Source organism: Pseudomonas huaxiensis, assembly GCF_003231275.1.
Taxonomy (GTDB): domain Bacteria; phylum Pseudomonadota; class Gammaproteobacteria; order Pseudomonadales; family Pseudomonadaceae; genus Aquipseudomonas; species Aquipseudomonas huaxiensis.
On the sequence record NZ_QKVL01000007.1, the window covers coordinates 101458 to 118806 of the forward strand.

The 17349-nt window shown below is 58.8% G+C and carries 15 protein-coding genes and 1 pseudogene; 3 read left to right on the forward strand and 13 right to left on the reverse strand.

The window, feature by feature from the left end; translation table 11 throughout:
• Positions 1–121 precede the first annotated feature (121 nt).
• Positions 122–1522 carry a dihydrolipoyl dehydrogenase gene (gene lpdA, locus DM374_RS10950; protein ID WP_110969836.1) on the forward strand — a complete coding sequence of 467 codons (1401 nt, stop codon included), beginning with the start codon at positions 122–124 and terminating at the stop codon, positions 1520–1522.
• 51 nt (positions 1523–1573) lie between these two features.
• Here lpdA and DM374_RS34300 read toward each other — a convergent pair whose 3' ends face one another.
• From DM374_RS34300 to DM374_RS10980, 7 genes and pseudogenes are all read right to left on the reverse strand, one after another.
• Positions 1574–2341, reverse strand: coding sequence for a methyl-accepting chemotaxis protein (locus tag DM374_RS34300; protein ID WP_404821330.1), 768 nt, complete (start codon positions 2339–2341; stop codon positions 1574–1576).
• Positions 2342–2428: 87 nt separating this feature from the next.
• Positions 2429–3511: pseudogene (locus DM374_RS34305) on the reverse strand (cache domain-containing sensor histidine kinase); the annotation flags it as partial.
• 645 nt (positions 3512–4156) lie between these two features.
• On the reverse strand, positions 4157–5059 hold the full coding sequence (locus DM374_RS10960; RefSeq protein WP_110969838.1) for an SdiA-regulated domain-containing protein: 903 nt from the start codon (positions 5057–5059) through the stop codon (positions 4157–4159).
• A 20-nt stretch (positions 5060–5079) separates the two neighbouring features.
• The gene (locus DM374_RS10965; RefSeq protein ID WP_110969839.1) at positions 5080–5724 is read right to left on the reverse strand and encodes a hypothetical protein; all 645 of its coding nucleotides are present in this window, start codon (positions 5722–5724) and stop codon (positions 5080–5082) included.
• Positions 5725–5766: 42 nt separating this feature from the next.
• On the reverse strand, positions 5767–7029 hold the full coding sequence (locus DM374_RS10970; RefSeq protein WP_110969840.1) for a sensor histidine kinase: 1263 nt from the start codon (positions 7027–7029) through the stop codon (positions 5767–5769).
• Positions 7016–7708 (reverse strand): response regulator transcription factor, encoded by a 693-nt coding sequence (locus DM374_RS10975; protein ID WP_110969841.1) that lies wholly within the window; start codon positions 7706–7708, stop codon positions 7016–7018. The genes DM374_RS10970 and DM374_RS10975 overlap by 14 nt, the downstream gene beginning before the upstream one ends.
• Before the next feature lie 133 nt (positions 7709–7841).
• Complete coding sequence (locus tag DM374_RS10980) at positions 7842–8522, reverse strand: class I SAM-dependent methyltransferase (RefSeq protein ID WP_110969842.1); 681 nt, start codon at positions 8520–8522, stop codon at positions 7842–7844.
• Positions 8523–8716: 194 nt separating this feature from the next.
• On the opposite strand from DM374_RS10980, the gene DM374_RS10985 reads away from it, so the two are divergent.
• Both DM374_RS10985 and DM374_RS10990 read left to right on the forward strand, forming a co-directional pair.
• Positions 8717–9295 carry a cadmium resistance transporter gene (locus DM374_RS10985; protein WP_110969843.1) on the forward strand — a complete coding sequence of 193 codons (579 nt, stop codon included), beginning with the start codon at positions 8717–8719 and terminating at the stop codon, positions 9293–9295.
• Positions 9296–9323: 28 nt separating this feature from the next.
• Entirely contained in the window at positions 9324–10154 is an 831-nt protein-coding gene (locus DM374_RS10990; RefSeq protein WP_110969844.1) for an undecaprenyl-diphosphate phosphatase, read from the forward strand.
• A 141-nt stretch (positions 10155–10295) separates the two neighbouring features.
• Here the strand turns inward: DM374_RS10990 and glmS are convergent, their stop codons facing one another.
• The 6 genes from glmS to atpG all read right to left on the reverse strand — a co-directional run bounded on the left by glmS (position 10296) and on the right by atpG (position 17322).
• Positions 10296–12131 (reverse strand): glutamine--fructose-6-phosphate transaminase (isomerizing), encoded by a 1836-nt coding sequence (gene glmS / locus DM374_RS10995; RefSeq protein ID WP_110969845.1) that lies wholly within the window; start codon positions 12129–12131, stop codon positions 10296–10298.
• 3 nt (positions 12132–12134) lie between these two features.
• Entirely contained in the window at positions 12135–12911 is a 777-nt protein-coding gene (locus DM374_RS11000) for a DeoR/GlpR family DNA-binding transcription regulator (protein ID WP_110969846.1), read from the reverse strand.
• Positions 12912–13105: 194 nt separating this feature from the next.
• Positions 13106–14473 carry a bifunctional UDP-N-acetylglucosamine diphosphorylase/glucosamine-1-phosphate N-acetyltransferase GlmU gene (glmU, locus tag DM374_RS11005; RefSeq protein ID WP_110969847.1) on the reverse strand — a complete coding sequence of 456 codons (1368 nt, stop codon included), beginning with the start codon at positions 14471–14473 and terminating at the stop codon, positions 13106–13108.
• A gap of 123 nt (positions 14474–14596) precedes the next feature.
• Positions 14597–15013 (reverse strand): F0F1 ATP synthase subunit epsilon, encoded by a 417-nt coding sequence (locus DM374_RS11010; RefSeq protein ID WP_110969848.1) that lies wholly within the window; start codon positions 15011–15013, stop codon positions 14597–14599.
• Positions 15014–15057: 44 nt separating this feature from the next.
• The gene (gene atpD / locus DM374_RS11015) at positions 15058–16434 is read right to left on the reverse strand and encodes a F0F1 ATP synthase subunit beta (RefSeq protein WP_095159129.1); all 1377 of its coding nucleotides are present in this window, start codon (positions 16432–16434) and stop codon (positions 15058–15060) included.
• A 27-nt stretch (positions 16435–16461) separates the two neighbouring features.
• A complete protein-coding gene (atpG, locus tag DM374_RS11020) occupies positions 16462–17322 on the reverse strand; it encodes a F0F1 ATP synthase subunit gamma (protein ID WP_095159128.1) in 861 nt (286 codons plus the stop codon).
• Positions 17323–17349 lie beyond the last annotated feature (27 nt).

Sequence of the window (17349 nt, forward strand, 5' to 3'; positions counted from 1 at the left end):
GCTATCGAAACCATTCAGCGGAATTAGCTTTGTGTAAAAACACGCCGTAAATTGTATACAATTCATCGCTTGAGCGACTAACCTTGGCGCCACTTTCGATCCTTCATCCGGGAGCACAACAATGAAAAGCTACGACGTCATCATCATCGGCGGCGGCCCCGGCGGTTACAACGCCGCCATTCGCGCCGGACAACTGGGCCTGAGCGTCGCCTGCATCGAGGGCCGCTCGACCCTCGGCGGCACCTGCCTGAACGTCGGTTGCATGCCCTCCAAGGCACTGCTGCATGCATCAGAGCTCTATGAAGCGGCCAGTGGCGCCGAGTTCGCTCACCTCGGTATCGAGGTCAAGCCGAGCCTGAACCTGACGCAAATGATGAAGCAGAAAGAAGAGAGCGTGACCGGCCTGACCAAAGGCATCGAGTTTCTCTTTCGCAAGAACAAGGTGGACTGGATCAAGGGTTGGGGCCGCCTGGATGGCGTCGGCAAAGTGAAGGTCACCGATGACCAGGGCAACGTCAGCGACTATGCCGCCAAGGACATCGTCATCGCCACCGGCTCCGAGCCCACTCCCCTGCCCGGCGTAACCATCGACAACCAACGCATCATCGACTCCACCGGCGCCTTGTCGCTGCCGCAAGTGCCCAAGCACCTGGTGGTGATCGGTGCTGGCGTGATCGGCCTGGAGCTGGGTTCGGTGTGGCGCCGGCTGGGCAGCGAAGTGACCGTGATCGAGTATCTGGACCGGATCTGCCCGGGCATCGATGAAGAAACCGCCAAGACCCTGCAACGCTCCCTGGACAAGCAAGGCATGGCCTTCAAGCTCGGTAGCAAAGTCACCCAGGCCACCCCGTCGGCCGACGGCGTCAGCCTGACCCTGGAACCCGCCGCTGGCGGCGAAGCCCAGACACTGCAAGCCGATTACGTGCTGGTGGCCATCGGTCGTCGGCCGTATACCGAGGGCCTGGGCCTGGACAGCGTCGGCCTGCAGACCGACAAACGCGGCATGCTGGAAAACCAGGGCCATCGCACCAGCGTGCCGGGTGTCTGGGTCATCGGCGACGTCACCTCCGGGCCGATGCTGGCGCACAAGGCCGAAGACGAAGCCATCGCCTGCATCGAGCGCATCCACGGCAAGCCGCACGAAGTGAACTACGGCCTGATCCCGGGTGTGATCTACACCAAGCCGGAGCTGGCCACTGTCGGTAAGACCGAAGAGCAGCTAAAGGCGGAAGGTCGCGCCTACAAGGTCGGAAAATTCCCGTTCATGGCCAACAGCCGGGCGAAGATCAACCACGAGACAGAAGGTTTCGCCAAAGTCATCGCCGACGCCGAGACCGATCAGGTCCTGGGCGTGCACCTGGTGGGTCCGAGTGTCAGCGAGATGATCGGCGAGTACTGCGTAGCCATGGAGTTCGCCGCCTCGGCGGAAGACATCGCACTGATTTGTCATCCGCATCCGACGCGTTCGGAAGCCCTGCGCCAGGCTGCAATGAACGTTGACGGCATGGCAATGCAGATCTGAACACGCTCATCGCTGGCAAGCAGGAGTTCCCGACTTGCCAGCGATGAGACCTCAGGTTTTGAAACGCGACACCAAATCCAGGAATTCCTGCGACAGTTGATTCAACTGCCGCGAATCCGCCTGCGCGGAACCCGCAAGCTCCTCGATCAACTGTGCATCCGCCTGAATCTGGATGATGTGCTGGTTGATGTCCTCGGCCACCTGATGCTGCTCCTCCGCGGCCGTGGCGATCTGATTGCTCTGGTCGCGAATCGCGTCCACCGACGCTCGAATGTCTTCGAAACTGTCCCGCGCTTCGCGGATGCAGCCGACACTGTGCTGCGACATGTTCAGGCTGCTGTGCATCTGCTGGGTCACATCCTGGGCGCGTCGGGCCAGACCGCCGAGCAGCCCGTCGATCTCACCCGTGGAGTCGGCGGTACGTTTGGCCAGGGCGCGGACTTCATCGGCAACCACCGCAAAACCACGCCCCTGCTCGCCCGCCCGCGCCGCTTCAATAGCAGCGTTGAGCGCCAGCAGGTTGGTCTGCTCGGCAATGGAACGAATGGTGCCGAGGATGGTGTTGATGTCCTGGCTCTCGCGTTCGAGTTCCTGCATCGCCTCGGTGGACTGCTGCAGGTTTTCGCTCAGGCGGGTGACGCTGCTGGTCGCCTGCTCGATCTGCTGCTGGCCGGCGCTCACCTGACGCTGACCGGCATCGGCGGACGACGCGGCATTGCTGCACGACCTCGCCACTTCGTTGGCCGTGGCCACCATCTCATTGAACGCCGTGGATACCAGTTCCACCGCCTGACGCTGGCGGCCAGTGGCGTCGCCCATGTTCGAAGCGACGCGGCTGTTGGTTTCCGAGGCGCTTTGCAGATCGGCGGACGCATTACCGATGCGCTGCACCAGCGCGCGGATACGCTCGACAAACTGGTTGAACCAGCCAGCCAGCGCGGCGGTTTCGTCATTGCCCTTCACCTGCAGTGAGCGCGTCAGATCGCCCTCACCCTGAGCGATGTCCTCAAGGCTGCCGGCCACACCCTTGATCGGGTTGACGATCAGGTTGGCGAACGCAGCACCCAGCACCGCGAACAGGGCGGCGAGCACCAAGGCGATGACCGTGATGGTCCAGGTGAGGCGCGTGACATCCGCCATCACTTCGCTTTTCTCGATCAGGCCGACAAAGCGCCAGCCCAGCGTTGGCGACGTCCAGATATTGGCCATGTAGCGCTTGCCGCCCAGATCAACTTCGATCAGACCTTTGCTGGTGCTGGCCAAACGCTCGTAATCGCCGCCGAGGTCCTTGAGTTGCTTGAAGGCATGCGCCGGGTTGCTGGGGTCCACCAGCACCGCGCCAGTGTCCTCGACCAGCATCAGGTAACCACTTTCGCCGAGCTTGGTCTTGCCAATGAATCCGGCCAGTTGTGCCAGCGAAACGTCCGTCCCCATTACCCCGACCACTTCCCCGGAGGGGCCGTGAATCGTGCGTACAGTGCAAATCAACGCTTCGTTACCCCACAGGTACGCGCCGGTGCGGGAAACCTTGCCAGGGTTGGCGAGCGCCTTTTGATACCAGGGGCGTTGGCGCGGATCGTAGTTTTTCAGGCCCGGCTCGTCAGGCCAGGCCACATATTGACCGTCGCTGCGGGCCATCGAGACGAACGCGGTAGTCGGGTGCGCCTTGGCGTAACGGGTGAAGTGCTCGAGCAACAGGCGGCTGCCTTCCGGTAATGGAATGCTCGGGGCGTCGCCGCCGGTGTAAACCTTCAAGTCCTTGGCATTGACGACTAATGGATCGTCGGCCCACTGCGCGACGTTCTGAGCGATGGAATCGAGAAACACATTGACCGTATTGTCGATCTGCCGGATCTCCCGGCTGGAGGTATCCACGAAGCCGGTTCTGGCTTGTTCATTGAGGTTGTAAACCACCAGGCATGCGATCAACGCCACCGGGATGACGGCGATTACGCCGAATGCACACGTCAGCTTCTTTTTTATATTCATGGATGACTTCCGATACGGCGTGCCATGTGTTGGCGAGCTCTCTGAGACGTTCCGGCTGCTATCCGTTCGAGTGCGCCAAGCGTGATCACTCTACGAAAGGATGCAGGCACAAGGAGAATGGCAATTTGACATTGCAGGCGCAAGACTTCCCGAACATTGCTGGAAAACTGCTCGGAAAAATGGCTGAGGCGGGGAATTTACAGCGAGGGGAAAAGCAAAGGGAGCGTATGAAAGACGCTCCCTTGCCTGTAATCTCCAACAATAAAGTCTGTCATCTCTGCCCCCCGGATTACGGGGGGATCACAGCTATCAGACAACTCGGTAAAGCTGTCACAGTGCGACCGATATCGGGGTTCAGCCAAAGCCTCAAACAATAAAGTCTGTCAGCTAAACGTAAGCCACTGAAATTTATGCATATTTAAGCAATCCCCTCATCCTCAGACGCGCCCTCCGTTCTGCTTAAGGAATCATGCCCCACGCGGTTTGCAGAGCACATCTTTCACACCGCGGTTATTACCAAAACGCCGGTGAAGCTAGCGAGTGAACGGGCTGACATCCAGGTGACCTTCGCCCTGACCTGGCGAAGCCAGTGGTCGAACCGCCGCTACCGTAACCGACCGATAGCAGCGGTCGAGAGTGCCCCAATCAGGGCTTCTTCTTGAACACGTAGAACAGGTTCGGCTCACTCATCACATAGAGCGTACCGTCAGGGCCGAGCGCGATGCCCTCGGCTTGTTTCACCAGTTTGTCCAAATCGCTGCCCAGGCCGAGCAGCGACAACGTGCTGATTGGACGTCCTTGGTCATCGAGTTCGGTGATCAGGCGGGACTCATGGGACAGCACCAGAAGGTGACCGGTCTCCGGATCCACCTCCAGTCCGGACAGGTCCTTGATGAACAGTCGCTGCTCGCGGGCGATGTCCCCACGCACAACCATGTCCTTGGTCTTGTCGGGGCTCGTGAACCCGTCTATTTCGTAGATCCTGATGGGATTACGCTCTTTGGCGACGTAGATCCTTCCAAGCTTTTTCGAATAGGCCAGGCCCTCGAAATTCTTGTTGAAGTTGTTGAGTTCGATCTCAAGCGAAATCCGGGAAATGTAGGTGTTGAGCACCTTGGTATCCGCGCCAATCTCGACGATCGAGATTCGGTTGTACGGTTCCTCCAGAACCAGGTATTTGCCATTGCCGATGTACTCGATGGCTTCTGTTTCGTCGAAACCTTCCATAGGAATGCGGCGGAGCACCTCACCCTTGGTAGTCAGCTCCAGGATCTCTGGCGTGTCGTCGCCCAAGGTGAACAGTGTTCCGGTATCAGTGTTGTAGGTCAGCGAAGAAAGACCATTGCCATCGACCTTCTTCGCCTGAATCACCGGTCGGTAGCTGTCCAGCTTCCCAGAGGGCTTGTCCTGCAGTGCGTGACCAATGTTGAAACGCCAACGGTCCAGCAGTTGGTATTGGTAGATGTACCAACAACCTTTCACCAAGGCGAACAGAAGCAGAATCGACACTGAGACCAGTGCGAATTTTACGAGTCTTGAAGAACGCATTTACTTATCTCATCGAGGACTTAGAGCGGTTTCCTTAGCTTGGAAACATAAAAACAGTAATCAGAAATAACAGGACCCACCCGGATCTTCGCCACCACATCGAACCCACCCTTGGCCAGTTCGAAACTCATCAGGTCGTCCGCAATTGCGCGGCGCGCCGTTCTGCCGGGGAGCAGCGTTCCCAAGGCGTGGGATGCGCGGCGGCGGTTACTCACGGTGTGGGAAACGACGAGCCACTTGGACGTCACTCTGGAAAACTCCCTGAGCAATTCCAGCCGCTCCTCCGAAGTGAGTAACTCCGGCAGCAGGTTCTGGCAGAACACACAATCAACGGCATTGGTCGCCAGTCCAATCTGGTTGTCCATCACATGCAGCCGCTCGGCATCCTGCTTGAAGCCTGGAAGGCCGAGAATTCGTTCACCGTCGAGGGTACGAAGCGTCGCGTCAAAAACCTCGGCGTTCGAGATGTAACGCAGCAGATTCAACGAACCGCTGGCTGCATGAGACAGATTGAGGATGCGATGGACCCGCCCGAGCACATGCAATGCCCGTAGCGCCGTTTTCCGTTCGCGCGCCATCAGAAACTGCCGATACACACTCGCGTGCGACGGCGGTTGCAGCGGCTGTTGTGTGCTGGGCTTTGCAACTTGATCGGACTCTTTCATACAGCCCCCTGATGACAAGGACTCAGGCTATATGGAGGGTCGTTAGGAAAGCGTTAGGGTCCTTCCGGGGCTCGACGCCTGGAAGTGGATCGTGAACATGCAGCCAGGCCCGTCTACCGCATCAAGGGTGATTTCCCATCCCAGGTAGTTCACCACCCGCTTCACAATGGACAGGCCAATACCGGTTCCCGAGCTGCTGTCCTGCTCGCCGCGGTTGAATCGGTCAAAAAGCCGCTCACGGACCTTCTGCGGTATCCCCAAGCCCGTATCCCGGATCGTGATGCTTTCGTCCAGAAGGCAGACGTCGATCTTTCCCTCATTGGTGTACTGGCAGGCGTTCCTGATCAGATTGCCAACGGCGATGCTGACAAGCTCAGGTACTGCTTCGACGTGAACATCGCCGTTCGCCCTGAAGCTCAACTCTACCTGCTTGCCCCGCAGCAGAGGACGGTACCGATCGACCTCGTGAGCAACCAGCGAGCGAAGATTGATGGGTACCCTGGCACTGGTCTCGGGAGACTGGGCCAGCTTGAGCAGCGCCCCCACCTGCAGAGCCGTGGCAGAGGCATTACGGCGAATTCGCTCTGCCATCAATTGCAGCTCAGGATGCTCGCGAAGCCTGCTGTGAAGCACCTCGGCGCTGCCGATCATGATGGTCAACGGCGTGCGCAGCTCGTGGCTGACGTCCGCCGTAAAGTAGCGTTCACGTTGCAACGCCGATAGGAGCCGCTCGTTTCGATCCTCGATGGCGCGGGCTAGGATGCCGATCTCATCGGTGGCCTCAAGGCCAGGAAGCTTGCCTGACGCCCAGCCATCCTGAACGGCCTTGGCCAGCTTGGTAAGCGGAAGAATTACGCGGCTGGCATTGGCGCGGCCGATGATCACCGCCAGGATGATCGCCGCCAGGAACGATACGCCGACGGCGATCATGGAAATGAACTCGATCGAGAGATAGTCGCTGCGGTCATCGATGACCGCATACCGCTCGCCTCGGTCTTCGGCAATCAGGATGCGGGCTGACCGGCCATTGATCTGCACAGAGTGCATGCCCGCCTTGAGCCCCCTGAATTCAGGAGGGATTTCGGCGCCTCGCAAAAACTCCAGTTCGGCTGGCTTGCTGGAGATTCGGTTGAAAGCCTCACCTGCCCACAGCTCGGCAGAACTCGACAGCCGCTGGTCGATGAATTCGTGCCGAATGGTGAGGTTCACTAGCACCGACACCGCGCCAAAAAACGCAATGATGATTGCCGCCAGCAGGACAGAGGCCGCCACCAATCTGCCACGAATCGATTCACGCTTTTTCATTGTTCCCCGCCAAGCGGTAACCAACGCCCGGGACGGTGATCAAGATGGGGTCGCGCTCTGGAAAGGGTTTGTCGATGGCCTGGCGCAGAGAGTGGACGTGAGTCCTGAGTGCATCACTCATGGGCGGGTCGTCTTGCCAGAGTTCGTATTCGAGGTCCTCTCGCAGTACCAGCTCGGGTGCGGCCCGCATGAGGGCGGCCAGAAGCTTGAAGCTCAAGGGAGGAAGCTCGACTGTCACTCCGCTGCGGCTCACATGCCGGGTGCCCAGGTCCACGATGAGGTCACCAAAACTCAGCGCCTTGCCGGCACTGCGCTTGGACGACCGCCTGTTCAGCGCAACGATACGGGCCTCCAGCTCAATCAGCGAGTACGGCTTGACCATGTAGTCGTCGGCGCCGGCGTAGAGGCCGTCCACCTTGTCCTGGGTGGTATCACGAGCCGTCAGCATGAGAATCGGAACGTCGCTGTTGGCACCAGATCGAATACCACGGCAGACATCGAGCCCGTCGATACCCGGCAGCATGCCGTCCAGGACAATTACATCGAACGATTTCTCGTTGGCCAATGACAACCCGGCCGGCCCCGTTGTTGCGTTGTCCAGGAGATAGCCCAACGGCTCGAAATACTCATAGAGGTTTTCGACAATGTCAGGGTTGTCTTCGATTATTAGAATTCTCATGGTCAGCCGAGGCGAGTTAAGCGAGTAAGGCAGCCGAGGGCCCGGTAATCAATGGAATCTTCGGCATCTTGCAGGCCAATGAACCTACCCCGTCGCCCGTTAAGATGCTGTTAAGCAGCATAGCGCGACCGACTTACTTCTGCAGAACGTACACCCGTGCAGCACCGCAGAATGGCGGAGAGTCCAGCCCGACGATGGTCCGGAAGCCGGCAGCCCGAAACTCTGCCTCTACGACGCTTGCCGGCAACATGTACCTGCCTTGGTGCTCAGGTATTGCTTGCCCTCGGTGATCCCAGAGCAAACGGTTCGTGCGTTGCCGACGAAGGGCCTTGAAATGATTGCCTGTCCACACCGACAAGATAACGCTCTCCCTTGTGACCCGGGCGAACTCGCTAAGCAAAGCCGCTCGATCCGAGGCGTCCCCAAGATAGTGAAACATCCGCATGCACAGAACCGCATCGACCGATTGCACGGGCAACGCAATGTCCGTCGGCGGGCAGCGCAGAAGTCTGACGCAATCCTTGTTTGCCACTGGCATTTGCCGCGAAGCAGGCAAGCGAAGGTCCTCATCAACTGCCGTAATCCGACGGTCAGCTCGCTCAGCCAATAGCACCGACCAGTACTGTCCCGCGCCACAGGGGATGTCCAAAACCTCGCGAGGGCTACCAACCAGTTGTAGCGCCCTTCTGATGAGGAGGGTTTCCCGGAGCCAGGCCAAGCGTTTGGTGAAGTGAGCCTGGTGGCTGAGGTAATACCTTGTCGATGCTTCCGCTTCGTACTTTTCCGTGGCTTTCAACCTGATGATCGTCTTCATGGAAAGGGCCTCGTCGCATCAAAGTCTGAACCTTGACCCTAGCGAGGCTGCCGTGAGGAAAGCGTAAGGACGGGGCTCAGGAGAAGGAAAAACGTCTTCACGCTTTCCTAACCTCGGGCTCTTTACGCTCCGACGCCCTGAACGTGCATGCCGGTTGGCAAGCCCCGAAGCTCAACGAGGTCTAAGGCCGAATAATGGAAACCTTGATATCCGCGATCGTTGTTTTTGCGGTCACGAACATCGACGACATGATCATCCTGTCCCTGTTCTTTGGGGATAAAACGCTCAGCCGAAAAGCCATCGTACTGGGGCAATACGCGGGCATTGGCCTGATCCTGGTCGCCAGCATCGCCTTGTCACTGGTCGCGGCGCAGTTCCCGGCCAAATGGGTCTCGTTGCTGGGCTTCATCCCGCTCGGTCTGGGTGTCTACAAGGGACTGATGCTCATCATCCGGCCGAACGAAGAGGGGGACCACACGGCTCCGACACTGATGGGGTCGAAAGCAGCCTTCACCTACATCACGATGATGACGATCTCGAACGGTGGCGATAACACCGGAGTCTACGTGCCTCTGTTCGCCTCCGCCCCCAGCGTCATTCCTGTCTACGCCGTGGTATTCGCCGTCATGACAGCCGTATGGTGCTTCCTGGGGCACCTGCTGTTGAAGTGGCCACCACTCGCCGCAAAGGTCGAGCGTTACGGCCATTACGTTCTGCCTGTCGTGCTCATCGTCATCGGCTTGGAAATCCTCAGCGGATTCGTTAGCCACTGATCAACTGCCGAACGGGTGAGCATCAATAATGGAATTTTTTCTTCTCCTTCAGACAATCATCCTGGGGATTGTCGAGGGATTGACGGAGTTTCTTCCGATTTCGAGCACCGGCCACCAGATCATCGTGGCGGACCTGATAGGGTTCGGCGGCGAACGAGCAATGGCCTTCAATATCATCATCCAACTGGGCGCGATCCTGGCCGTGGTGTGGGAGTTCCGCCGCAGGATCATCACGGTGGTGGTGGGATTGCCCACCAGACCTTCAGCACGCCGTTTCACCCTCAACCTGTTGGTCGCGTTCCTGCCAGCGGTGGTATTCGGCGTGTTGTTCGCGGACGTGATCCACAACTACCTCTTCAACGCGATCACTGTAGCTACGGCGCTGGTAGTGGGCGGGATAGTTATGCTTTGGGCCGAGCGTAGAGAGCACCATGTTGTTGTCGAGGAGGTGGACAGCATGCACTGGAGTGATGCTCTCAAAGTCGGAGCGGCGCAGTGCCTGGCCATGATCCCTGGTACTTCACGGTCGGGAGCAACGATCATCGGTGGCTTACTGTTCGGGCTCTCCCGCAAGGCCGCTACCGAGTTCTCGTTCTTCCTGGCTATGCCAACCATGGTAGGGGCCGCGGTTTACTCGGGCTACAAGTACCGGGCGCTCTTTCAGCCATCAGATCTGCCGGTTTTCGCCGTAGGCTTCGTGGTGTCGTTTGTGTTTGCCATGATCGCCGTGCGCGGACTTCTGAAGTTCATTGCCAACCACAGCTACACCGTATTCGCCTGGTACCGGATAGGGTTCGGAGCGCTGATCCTGGCAAGCTGGCAATTCGGATGGGTCGACTGGACGGTTGTCACAAAGTGATCTTTAGAGGGCCGTGGCAATTACTTCCGAAAGCCCAAGGAGGGAGGGAAAAACGGCTGGGCGATCCAATCAGATGGCCCAGCCAGAGGCAACAGTCTTTATTGTTTGGTAACAGACTTTATTGCCTGAAACCACTTTCGCTTACTCAACCGTAACCGACTTGGCCAGATTGCGCGGCTGGTCGACGTCGGTGCCCTTGAGGACGGCGACGTAGTACGACAGCAACTGCAGCGGAATGGTGTAGAGGATCGGCGCCAGCGCATCGGCGATGTGCGGCATGGCGATGACGTGGGTGCCTTCGCCATTGCTCATGCCGGCCTGCTCGTCAGCGAACACGACCAACTGACCACCACGGGCGCGCACTTCCTGCAGGTTGGACTTGAGCTTCTCCAGCAGTTCGTTGTTCGGCGCCACGGTAACCACTGGCATGTCGTTATCCACAAGGGCCAACGGACCATGCTTGAGCTCACCCGCCGGATAGGCTTCGGCGTGGATATAGGAGATTTCCTTGAGCTTGAGCGCGCCTTCCATCGCTACCGGGAACTGCGCGCCACGACCGAGGAACAAGGTGTGGTGCTTGTCGGCGAACAGCTCGGAGATCTTCTCCACGGTGGAGTCCATCGCCAGCGCCTCGCCCAGGCGAACCGGCAGGCGACGCAGTTGCTCGACCAGCTCAGCCTCTACGCCCGCTGCCAAGGTGCCACGCACCTGGCCCAGGGACAGGGTCAGCAACATCAGCGAAACCAGTTGAGTGGTGAAGGCCTTGGTGGAGGCCACGCCGATTTCCGGGCCGGCCAGGGTCAGCAGGGTCAGGTCCGACTCGCGCACCAGGGAGCTGATACCGACGTTGCAGATGGCCAGGCTGCCGAGGAAGCCCAGCTCCTTGGCGTTGCGCAGGGCAGCCAGGGTGTCGGCAGTTTCGCCCGACTGGGAAATCGATACGAACAGGGTGTCCGGCTGCACTACCACCTTGCGGTAGCGGAACTCGCTGGCCACTTCGACCTGACACGGGATGCCGGCCAGCTCTTCCAGCCAGTAACGGGCGACCATCCCGGCGTGGTAGCTGGTGCCGCAGGCGACGATTTGCACGTTGCGTACTTTGGCGAACAGCTCGGCGGCTTTCGGACCAAACGCCTGAACCAGCACATGGTCGCTGCCCAGACGGCCTTCCAGGGTGCGTTGGACGACAGCAGGCTGCTCATGGATTTCCTTGAGCATGAAGTGGCGGTACTCACCCTTGTCCGCGGCTTCCGCACCTTCATGGTATTGCACGGTTTCACGTTGCACTGGCGCGCCGCTAGCGTCCCAGATGCTCACCTGTTCGCGACGGATCTCGGCGATATCGCCCTCTTCCAGGTACATGAAGCGGTCGGTGACCTGACGCAGCGCCAGTTGGTCAGACGCCAGGAAGTTTTCGCCAAGGCCAAGGCCGATCACCAGCGGGCTGCCACTGCGGGCCGCCAGCAGACGGTCTGGTTGTTTGGCGCTGATCACCGCCAGGCCATAAGCACCGTGCAACTGCTTGACCGTGGCCTTGAGCGCATCGGTCAGGTCCGGGATGGTTTTCAGGGTGTGGTGCAGCAGGTGCACGATCACTTCGGTGTCGGTTTCGGAGCTGAACACGTAACCCAGCGCCTTGAGCTGCTCGCGCAGGGCTTCGTGGTTCTCGATGATGCCGTTGTGCACCACCGCCAGCTCATGCCCGGAGAAATGCGGGTGAGCGTTGTGTTCGGTCGGTGCACCATGGGTGGCCCAACGGGTGTGGGCAATGCCCAGTTGGCCAACCAGCGGCTCGGCGGCGACAGCAGCCTGCAGTTCGCTGACCTTGCCGATACGGCGGCGACGTTCGAGGGTTCCTTGCTGGGTGAAGACGGCAAGACCTGCGCTGTCATAGCCGCGGTACTCGAGACGTTTCAGGCCTTCAATCAGAATGGCGGTGATATTGCGTTCGGCGACGGCGCCAACAATTCCACACATAAATTAATGCTCCTGGCTGATAGCGGCACAAATCACGTTTATGCCACGGGCTTCAATGTGTTCGCGTGCCTCATCGGGCAGGCGTTCATCAGTAATAAGGGTGTTCACGCTGCCCCACGGCAGCTCAAGGTTGGGAATCTTGCGTCCGACCTTGTCCGACTCGACCATCACGATCACTTCCCGGGCGACCTCGGCCATGACCCGGCTCAGCCCCAGCAACTCATTGAACGTGGTGGTGCCACGAACAAGATCGATGCCATCGGCGCCGATAAACAACTGGTCGAAGTCGTAGGAACGCAGCACCTGCTCGGCAACCTGACCCTGGAACGACTCGGAGTGCGGATCCCAGGTACCACCGGTCATCAACAGCACCGGTTCATGCTCAAGCTCGCTTAGTGCGCGGGCCACATTCAGGGAGTTGGTCATCACCACCAGACCTGGCTGGAGACCCAGCTCAGGAATCATCGCTGCGGTGGTGCTGCCACTGTCGATGATAATTCGCGCATGCTCACGAATTCGCGCCACCGCAGCGCGGGCGATGGCCTGCTTATACAGGGAGACGGGCTGGGTCTGATCGGCAATCAGCTCTTGCGGCATGGTCACCGCGCCGCCATAGCGACGCAGCAGCAGACCGTTGGTTTCGAGCGCCGCCAGATCCTTGCGAATGGTGACTTCGGAAGTTTCGAAACGCTTGGCCAGCTCATCCACACTTACCTCGCCCTTTTCATTGAGCAAAGCGAGGATGTTGTGCCGGCGTTGGGGCGTATTTCGTTTCGACATTGGCTGGTAAGTTTCGTTTCGAAAGATAACAGTGCCAATCAAAACCTAATGCGCTGTTTTGGTCAAGGCAGATGTTGAAAAAAGTGATGTGGATAACATTATTGCCGAGGTCGATTATCCACAGGGTGCGCCTGAAATGAAAAAGGCCGACTTATGCACAATGCAGGTCGGCCTTTTGTTCAGCTGTGAATAACTCAGCTCTTCTTGATCTTCTCTGGCCGCTTCCAGCCATCGATATTTTTCTGGCGAGCCCGGCCCACCGCCAGCTGCGAAGGCTCTACGTTCTGGGTGATGGTCGAGCCGGCAGCGGTAGTCGCGCCGTCCTTGATATCCACAGGGGCAACCAGCGAGTTGTTAGAACCGATGAACACATCTTCACCCAGCACGGTCTTGAACTTGTTGGCACCGTCATAGTTGCAGGTGATGGTGCCGGCGCCGATGTTGGTACGGGCACCGATTTCCGCGTCACCCAGGTAAGTCAGGTGACCGGCCTTGGCGCCTTCGCCCAGATGAGCGTTCTTCAGTTCGACAAAGTTACCCACATGGGCACGGGCTTCCAGCACGGTGCCGGGACGCAGACGTGCGAACGGGCCGGCATCGCTGCCCTCACCCAGTACGGCGCCTTCGATATGGCTGTTGGCCTTGATGACAACGCCCTTGCGCAGGGTGCTGTTCTTGATCACGCAATTCGGTCCGATCTGGACGTCATCCTCGATCACCACGTGGCCTTCCAGAACCACGTTGATATCAATGAGAACATCGCGGCCGACACTGACTTCACCGCGCACATCGAAACGCGCCGGGTCACGCAGAGTGACGCCAAGGGCCATCAGGCGGCGCGCTTCGCGGAACTGGTAATGACGCTCCAGCTCGGCGAGTTGTCGGCGATCATTGGCGCCCTGCACTTCCATCGGGTCCAGCGGCTGCTCGGTAGCGACTACCAGGCCATCAGCAACAGCCATGGCGATCACATCGGTCAGGTAGTACTCGCCCTGAGCGTTGTCATTGGACAGGCGGCCCAGCCACTCGGTCAGGCGAGCGCCCGGGACGGCGAGAATACCGGTGTTGCCTTCGCGAATGGCTTTCTGCGCATCGCTGGCATCCTTGTGCTCGACAATCGCCGCGACCTTGCCTTCGGCGTCGCGCACGATGCGGCCATAGCCGGTCGGGTCCTGCAGGGTGACGGTCAGCAAGCCGAGTTGCTGCTCGTTGACCTTCGCCAGCAGGCGATTGAGGGTTTCCACTTCGATCAATGGCACGTCACCGTAAAGAATCAACACGGTGTCGGCACTCAACGCCGGCAGTGCCTGAGCGACTGCATGGCCGGTACCCAGTTGTTTGTCCTGGAGAACGAAATTCAGATCCTCCGCAGCAAGGCGCTCACGGACCAGCTCTGCACCATGACCGATGACGACGTGAATGCCCTGCGGCTGCAACTGGCGCGCGCTGTGGATAACGTGGCCGAGCATGGAGTCGCCGGCGACCGGGTGCAGCACCTTCGGCAATGCGGAACGCATGCGAGTGCCTTGGCCTGCGGCGAGAATAACGATATCGAGAGACATTGACTGGCTACCAATCCTGGGTGATCAGCGATGTGACCGGGGGGAAAAATTCGGAAAAAGAAAAAGGGTAGCCGAGGCTACCCTTTAACTCAATTGCGTCAGAAATGATCGGCAAGCGCCGTATTACTTCTTGCGCATTTGCTGGACGGTACGCAGCTGGGCTGCGGCCTCGGCCAGACGTGCAGCAGCGGCGCCGTAATCGAAATCCGCGCCTTTGCTGTTCAGGGCATTTTCGGCAGCCTTGAGGGCTTCCTGCGCCTGAGCTTCATCCAGGTCTGCAGCGCGTTGCACGGTGTCGGCGAGAACCTTGACCATGTTCGGCTGGACCTCAAGGAAGCCACCAGAGATGTAGAACACTTCCTGGGAGCCGCCCTGCTTGGTCAGCGTGATCGGACCCGGCTTGAGATTGGTGATCAGCGGCGCGTGGCCTGGAGCGATACCAAGATCACCCAGGTTACCGTGCGCAACCACCATCTCGACCAGACCGGAGAAGATTTCTCCTTCAGCGCTGACGATATCGCAATGGACTGTCATAGCCATTTGCTTGCCTCGACCTGATTAGCGCCCCTTTCGGGGCGCCGGGATTACAGTTTCTTGGCTTTCTCGACCGCTTCTTCGATGCTGCCGACCATGTAGAACGCTTGTTCTGGCAGGTGGTCGTAGTCACCTTTGAGGATGCCGCTGAAGCCAGCAATGGTGTCTTTCAGGGAAACGTATTTACCTGGGGAACCAGTGAAGACTTCTGCCACGAAGAACGGCTGGGACAGGAAGCGCTGGATCTTACGAGCACGGGATACCAGCTGCTTGTCGGTTTCGGACAGTTCGTCCATACCCAGGATCGCGATGATGTCTTTCAGCTCTTTGTAGCGCTGCAGCACGTACTGGACGCCGCGGGCGGTGTCGTAGTGCTCGTTGCCGATGACGTTCGGGTCCAGCTGGCGCGAAGTCGAGTCCAGTGGATCTACCGCTGGGTAGATACCCAGGGAAGCGATGTCACGGGACAGTACGACGGTGGCGTCCAAGTGGGCGAAGGTGGTCGCTGGCGACGGGTCGGTCAAGTCGTCCGCAGGTACGTATACCGCTTGGATCGAGGTGATCGAACCTTCCTTGGTCGAAGTGATACGTTCTTGCAGAACGCCCATCTCTTCAGCCAGGGTCGGCTGGTAACCTACTGCGGAAGGCATACGGCCCAGCAGTGCGGATACTTCAGTACCGGCCAGGGTGTAACGATAGATGTTGTCGACGAACAGCAGAACGTCGTTACCTTCGTCACGGAACTTCTCAGCCATGGTCAGGCCGGTCAGCGCTACGCGCAGACGGTTTCCTGGTGGCTCGTTCATCTGACCGTAGACCAAGGCTACTTTGTCGAGAACGTTGGAGTCCTTCATCTCGTGGTAGAAGTCGTTACCCTCACGAGTACGCTCACCCACACCGGCGAACACGGAATAACCGCTGTGCTCGATGGCGATGTTACGGATCAGTTCCATCATGTTTACGGTTTTGCCTACACCGGCACCACCGAACAGACCAACCTTACCACCCTTGGCGAACGGGCAAACCAGGTCGATAACCTTGATGCCGGTTTCCAGCAGATCGTTGCCGCCTGCCTGGTCAGCGAAGGAAGGCGCAGGACGGTGAATGCCCCAACGCTCTTCTTCACCGATCGGACCAGCTTCGTCGATCGGGTTGCCCAGGACGTCCATGATCCGGCCCAGGGTCGCTTTACCGACCGGTACGGAGATGGCTGCCTTGGTGTCGATAACGTCCAGACCGCGCTTCAAGCCTTCGGTCGAACCCATCGCAATGGTACGAACCACGCCGTCGCCCAGCTGCTGCTGAACTTCCAGGGTAGTTTCCGCGCCTTGTACTTTCAGTGCGTTATACACACTCGGAACGCTGTCACGTGGGAATTCCACGTCGATGACGGCGCCGATGATTTGAACGATACGTCCGCTACTCATAGCTGGATCCTCTGAATATTTGAACCGTTAAACCGCGGCAGCGCCGCCGACGATTTCCGAGATCTCTTGGGTGATCGCAGCCTGACGCGCCTTGTTGTAGATCAGCTGCAATTCGCTGATCAGGTCACCGGCGTTGTCGGTGGCGTTCTTCATCGCGATCATCCGGGCAGCTTGTTCAGCCGCATTGTTCTCGACCACCGCCTGGTAGACCTGCGACTCCACGTAACGCACCATCAAGCCGTCCAGCAGCTCTTTGGCGTCAGGTTCGTAGAGGTAGTCCCAGTGGTGCTTGAGTTCTTGATCCGGGGTTGCCACCAACGGAATCAACTGCTCGACCGTTGGCTGTTGCGTCATGGTATTGATGAACTTGTTCGATACCACGGACAGACGATCGATACGGCCGTCCAGGTAAGCGTCCAGCATGACTTTGACGCTACCGATCAGATCGTTGATCGACGGCTCTTCGCCCAGGTGGCTGATCGCAGCAACAACGTTACCGCCGAAGCTACGGAAGAATGCCGCACCCTTGCTGCCGACCACGCACAGATCGATCTCGACGCCTTGTTCGCGGTTTACCGCCATGTCCTTGACCAGGGCCTTGAACAGGTTGGTGTTCAAGCCGCCGCACAGACCACGGTCACTGCTCACCACAACATAACCGGCGCGCTTTACAGGGCGATCGATCATGAACGGGTGGCGGTATTCCGGGTTGGCGTTGGCCAGATGACCAATCACCTGGCGGATGCGCTCCGCGTAAGGACGGCTAGCAGCCATGCGCATTTGAGCCTTGCGCATTTTGCTGACCGCCACTTTTTCCATGGCGCTGGTAATTTTTTGCGTGCTTTTGATGCTCGCAATCTTACTGCGAATCTCTTTTGCGCCTGCCATGTAACACCTATCAGGTTAGCAAGCGGG

Excerpts from the sequence above, each read along its gene's own strand:
- lpdA (WP_110969836.1), top strand. The coding sequence starts at position 122 with ATGAAAAGCTACGACGTCATCATCATCGGCGGCGGCCCCGGCGGTTAC.
- DM374_RS34300 (WP_404821330.1), bottom strand. The coding sequence starts at position 2,341 with ATGGGCGACGCCACTGGCCGCCAGCGTCAGGCGGTGGAACTGGTATCC.
- DM374_RS10960 (WP_110969838.1), bottom strand. The coding sequence starts at position 5,059 with ATGCGTTCTTCAAGACTCGTAAAATTCGCACTGGTCTCAGTGTCGATT.
- DM374_RS10965 (WP_110969839.1), bottom strand. The coding sequence starts at position 5,724 with ATGAAAGAGTCCGATCAAGTTGCAAAGCCCAGCACACAACAGCCGCTG.
- DM374_RS10970 (WP_110969840.1), bottom strand. The coding sequence starts at position 7,029 with ATGAAAAAGCGTGAATCGATTCGTGGCAGATTGGTGGCGGCCTCTGTC.
- DM374_RS10975 (WP_110969841.1), bottom strand. The coding sequence starts at position 7,708 with ATGAGAATTCTAATAATCGAAGACAACCCTGACATTGTCGAAAACCTC.
- DM374_RS10980 (WP_110969842.1), bottom strand. The coding sequence starts at position 8,522 with ATGAAGACGATCATCAGGTTGAAAGCCACGGAAAAGTACGAAGCGGAA.
- DM374_RS10985 (WP_110969843.1), top strand. The coding sequence starts at position 8,717 with ATGGAAACCTTGATATCCGCGATCGTTGTTTTTGCGGTCACGAACATC.
- DM374_RS10990 (WP_110969844.1), top strand. The coding sequence starts at position 9,324 with ATGGAATTTTTTCTTCTCCTTCAGACAATCATCCTGGGGATTGTCGAG.
- glmS (WP_110969845.1), bottom strand. The coding sequence starts at position 12,131 with ATGTGTGGAATTGTTGGCGCCGTCGCCGAACGCAATATCACCGCCATT.
- DM374_RS11000 (WP_110969846.1), bottom strand. The coding sequence starts at position 12,911 with ATGTCGAAACGAAATACGCCCCAACGCCGGCACAACATCCTCGCTTTG.
- glmU (WP_110969847.1), bottom strand. The coding sequence starts at position 14,473 with ATGTCTCTCGATATCGTTATTCTCGCCGCAGGCCAAGGCACTCGCATG.
- DM374_RS11010 (WP_110969848.1), bottom strand. The coding sequence starts at position 15,013 with ATGGCTATGACAGTCCATTGCGATATCGTCAGCGCTGAAGGAGAAATC.
- atpD (WP_095159129.1), bottom strand. The coding sequence starts at position 16,434 with ATGAGTAGCGGACGTATCGTTCAAATCATCGGCGCCGTCATCGACGTG.
- atpG (WP_095159128.1), bottom strand. The coding sequence starts at position 17,322 with ATGGCAGGCGCAAAAGAGATTCGCAGTAAGATTGCGAGCATCAAAAGC.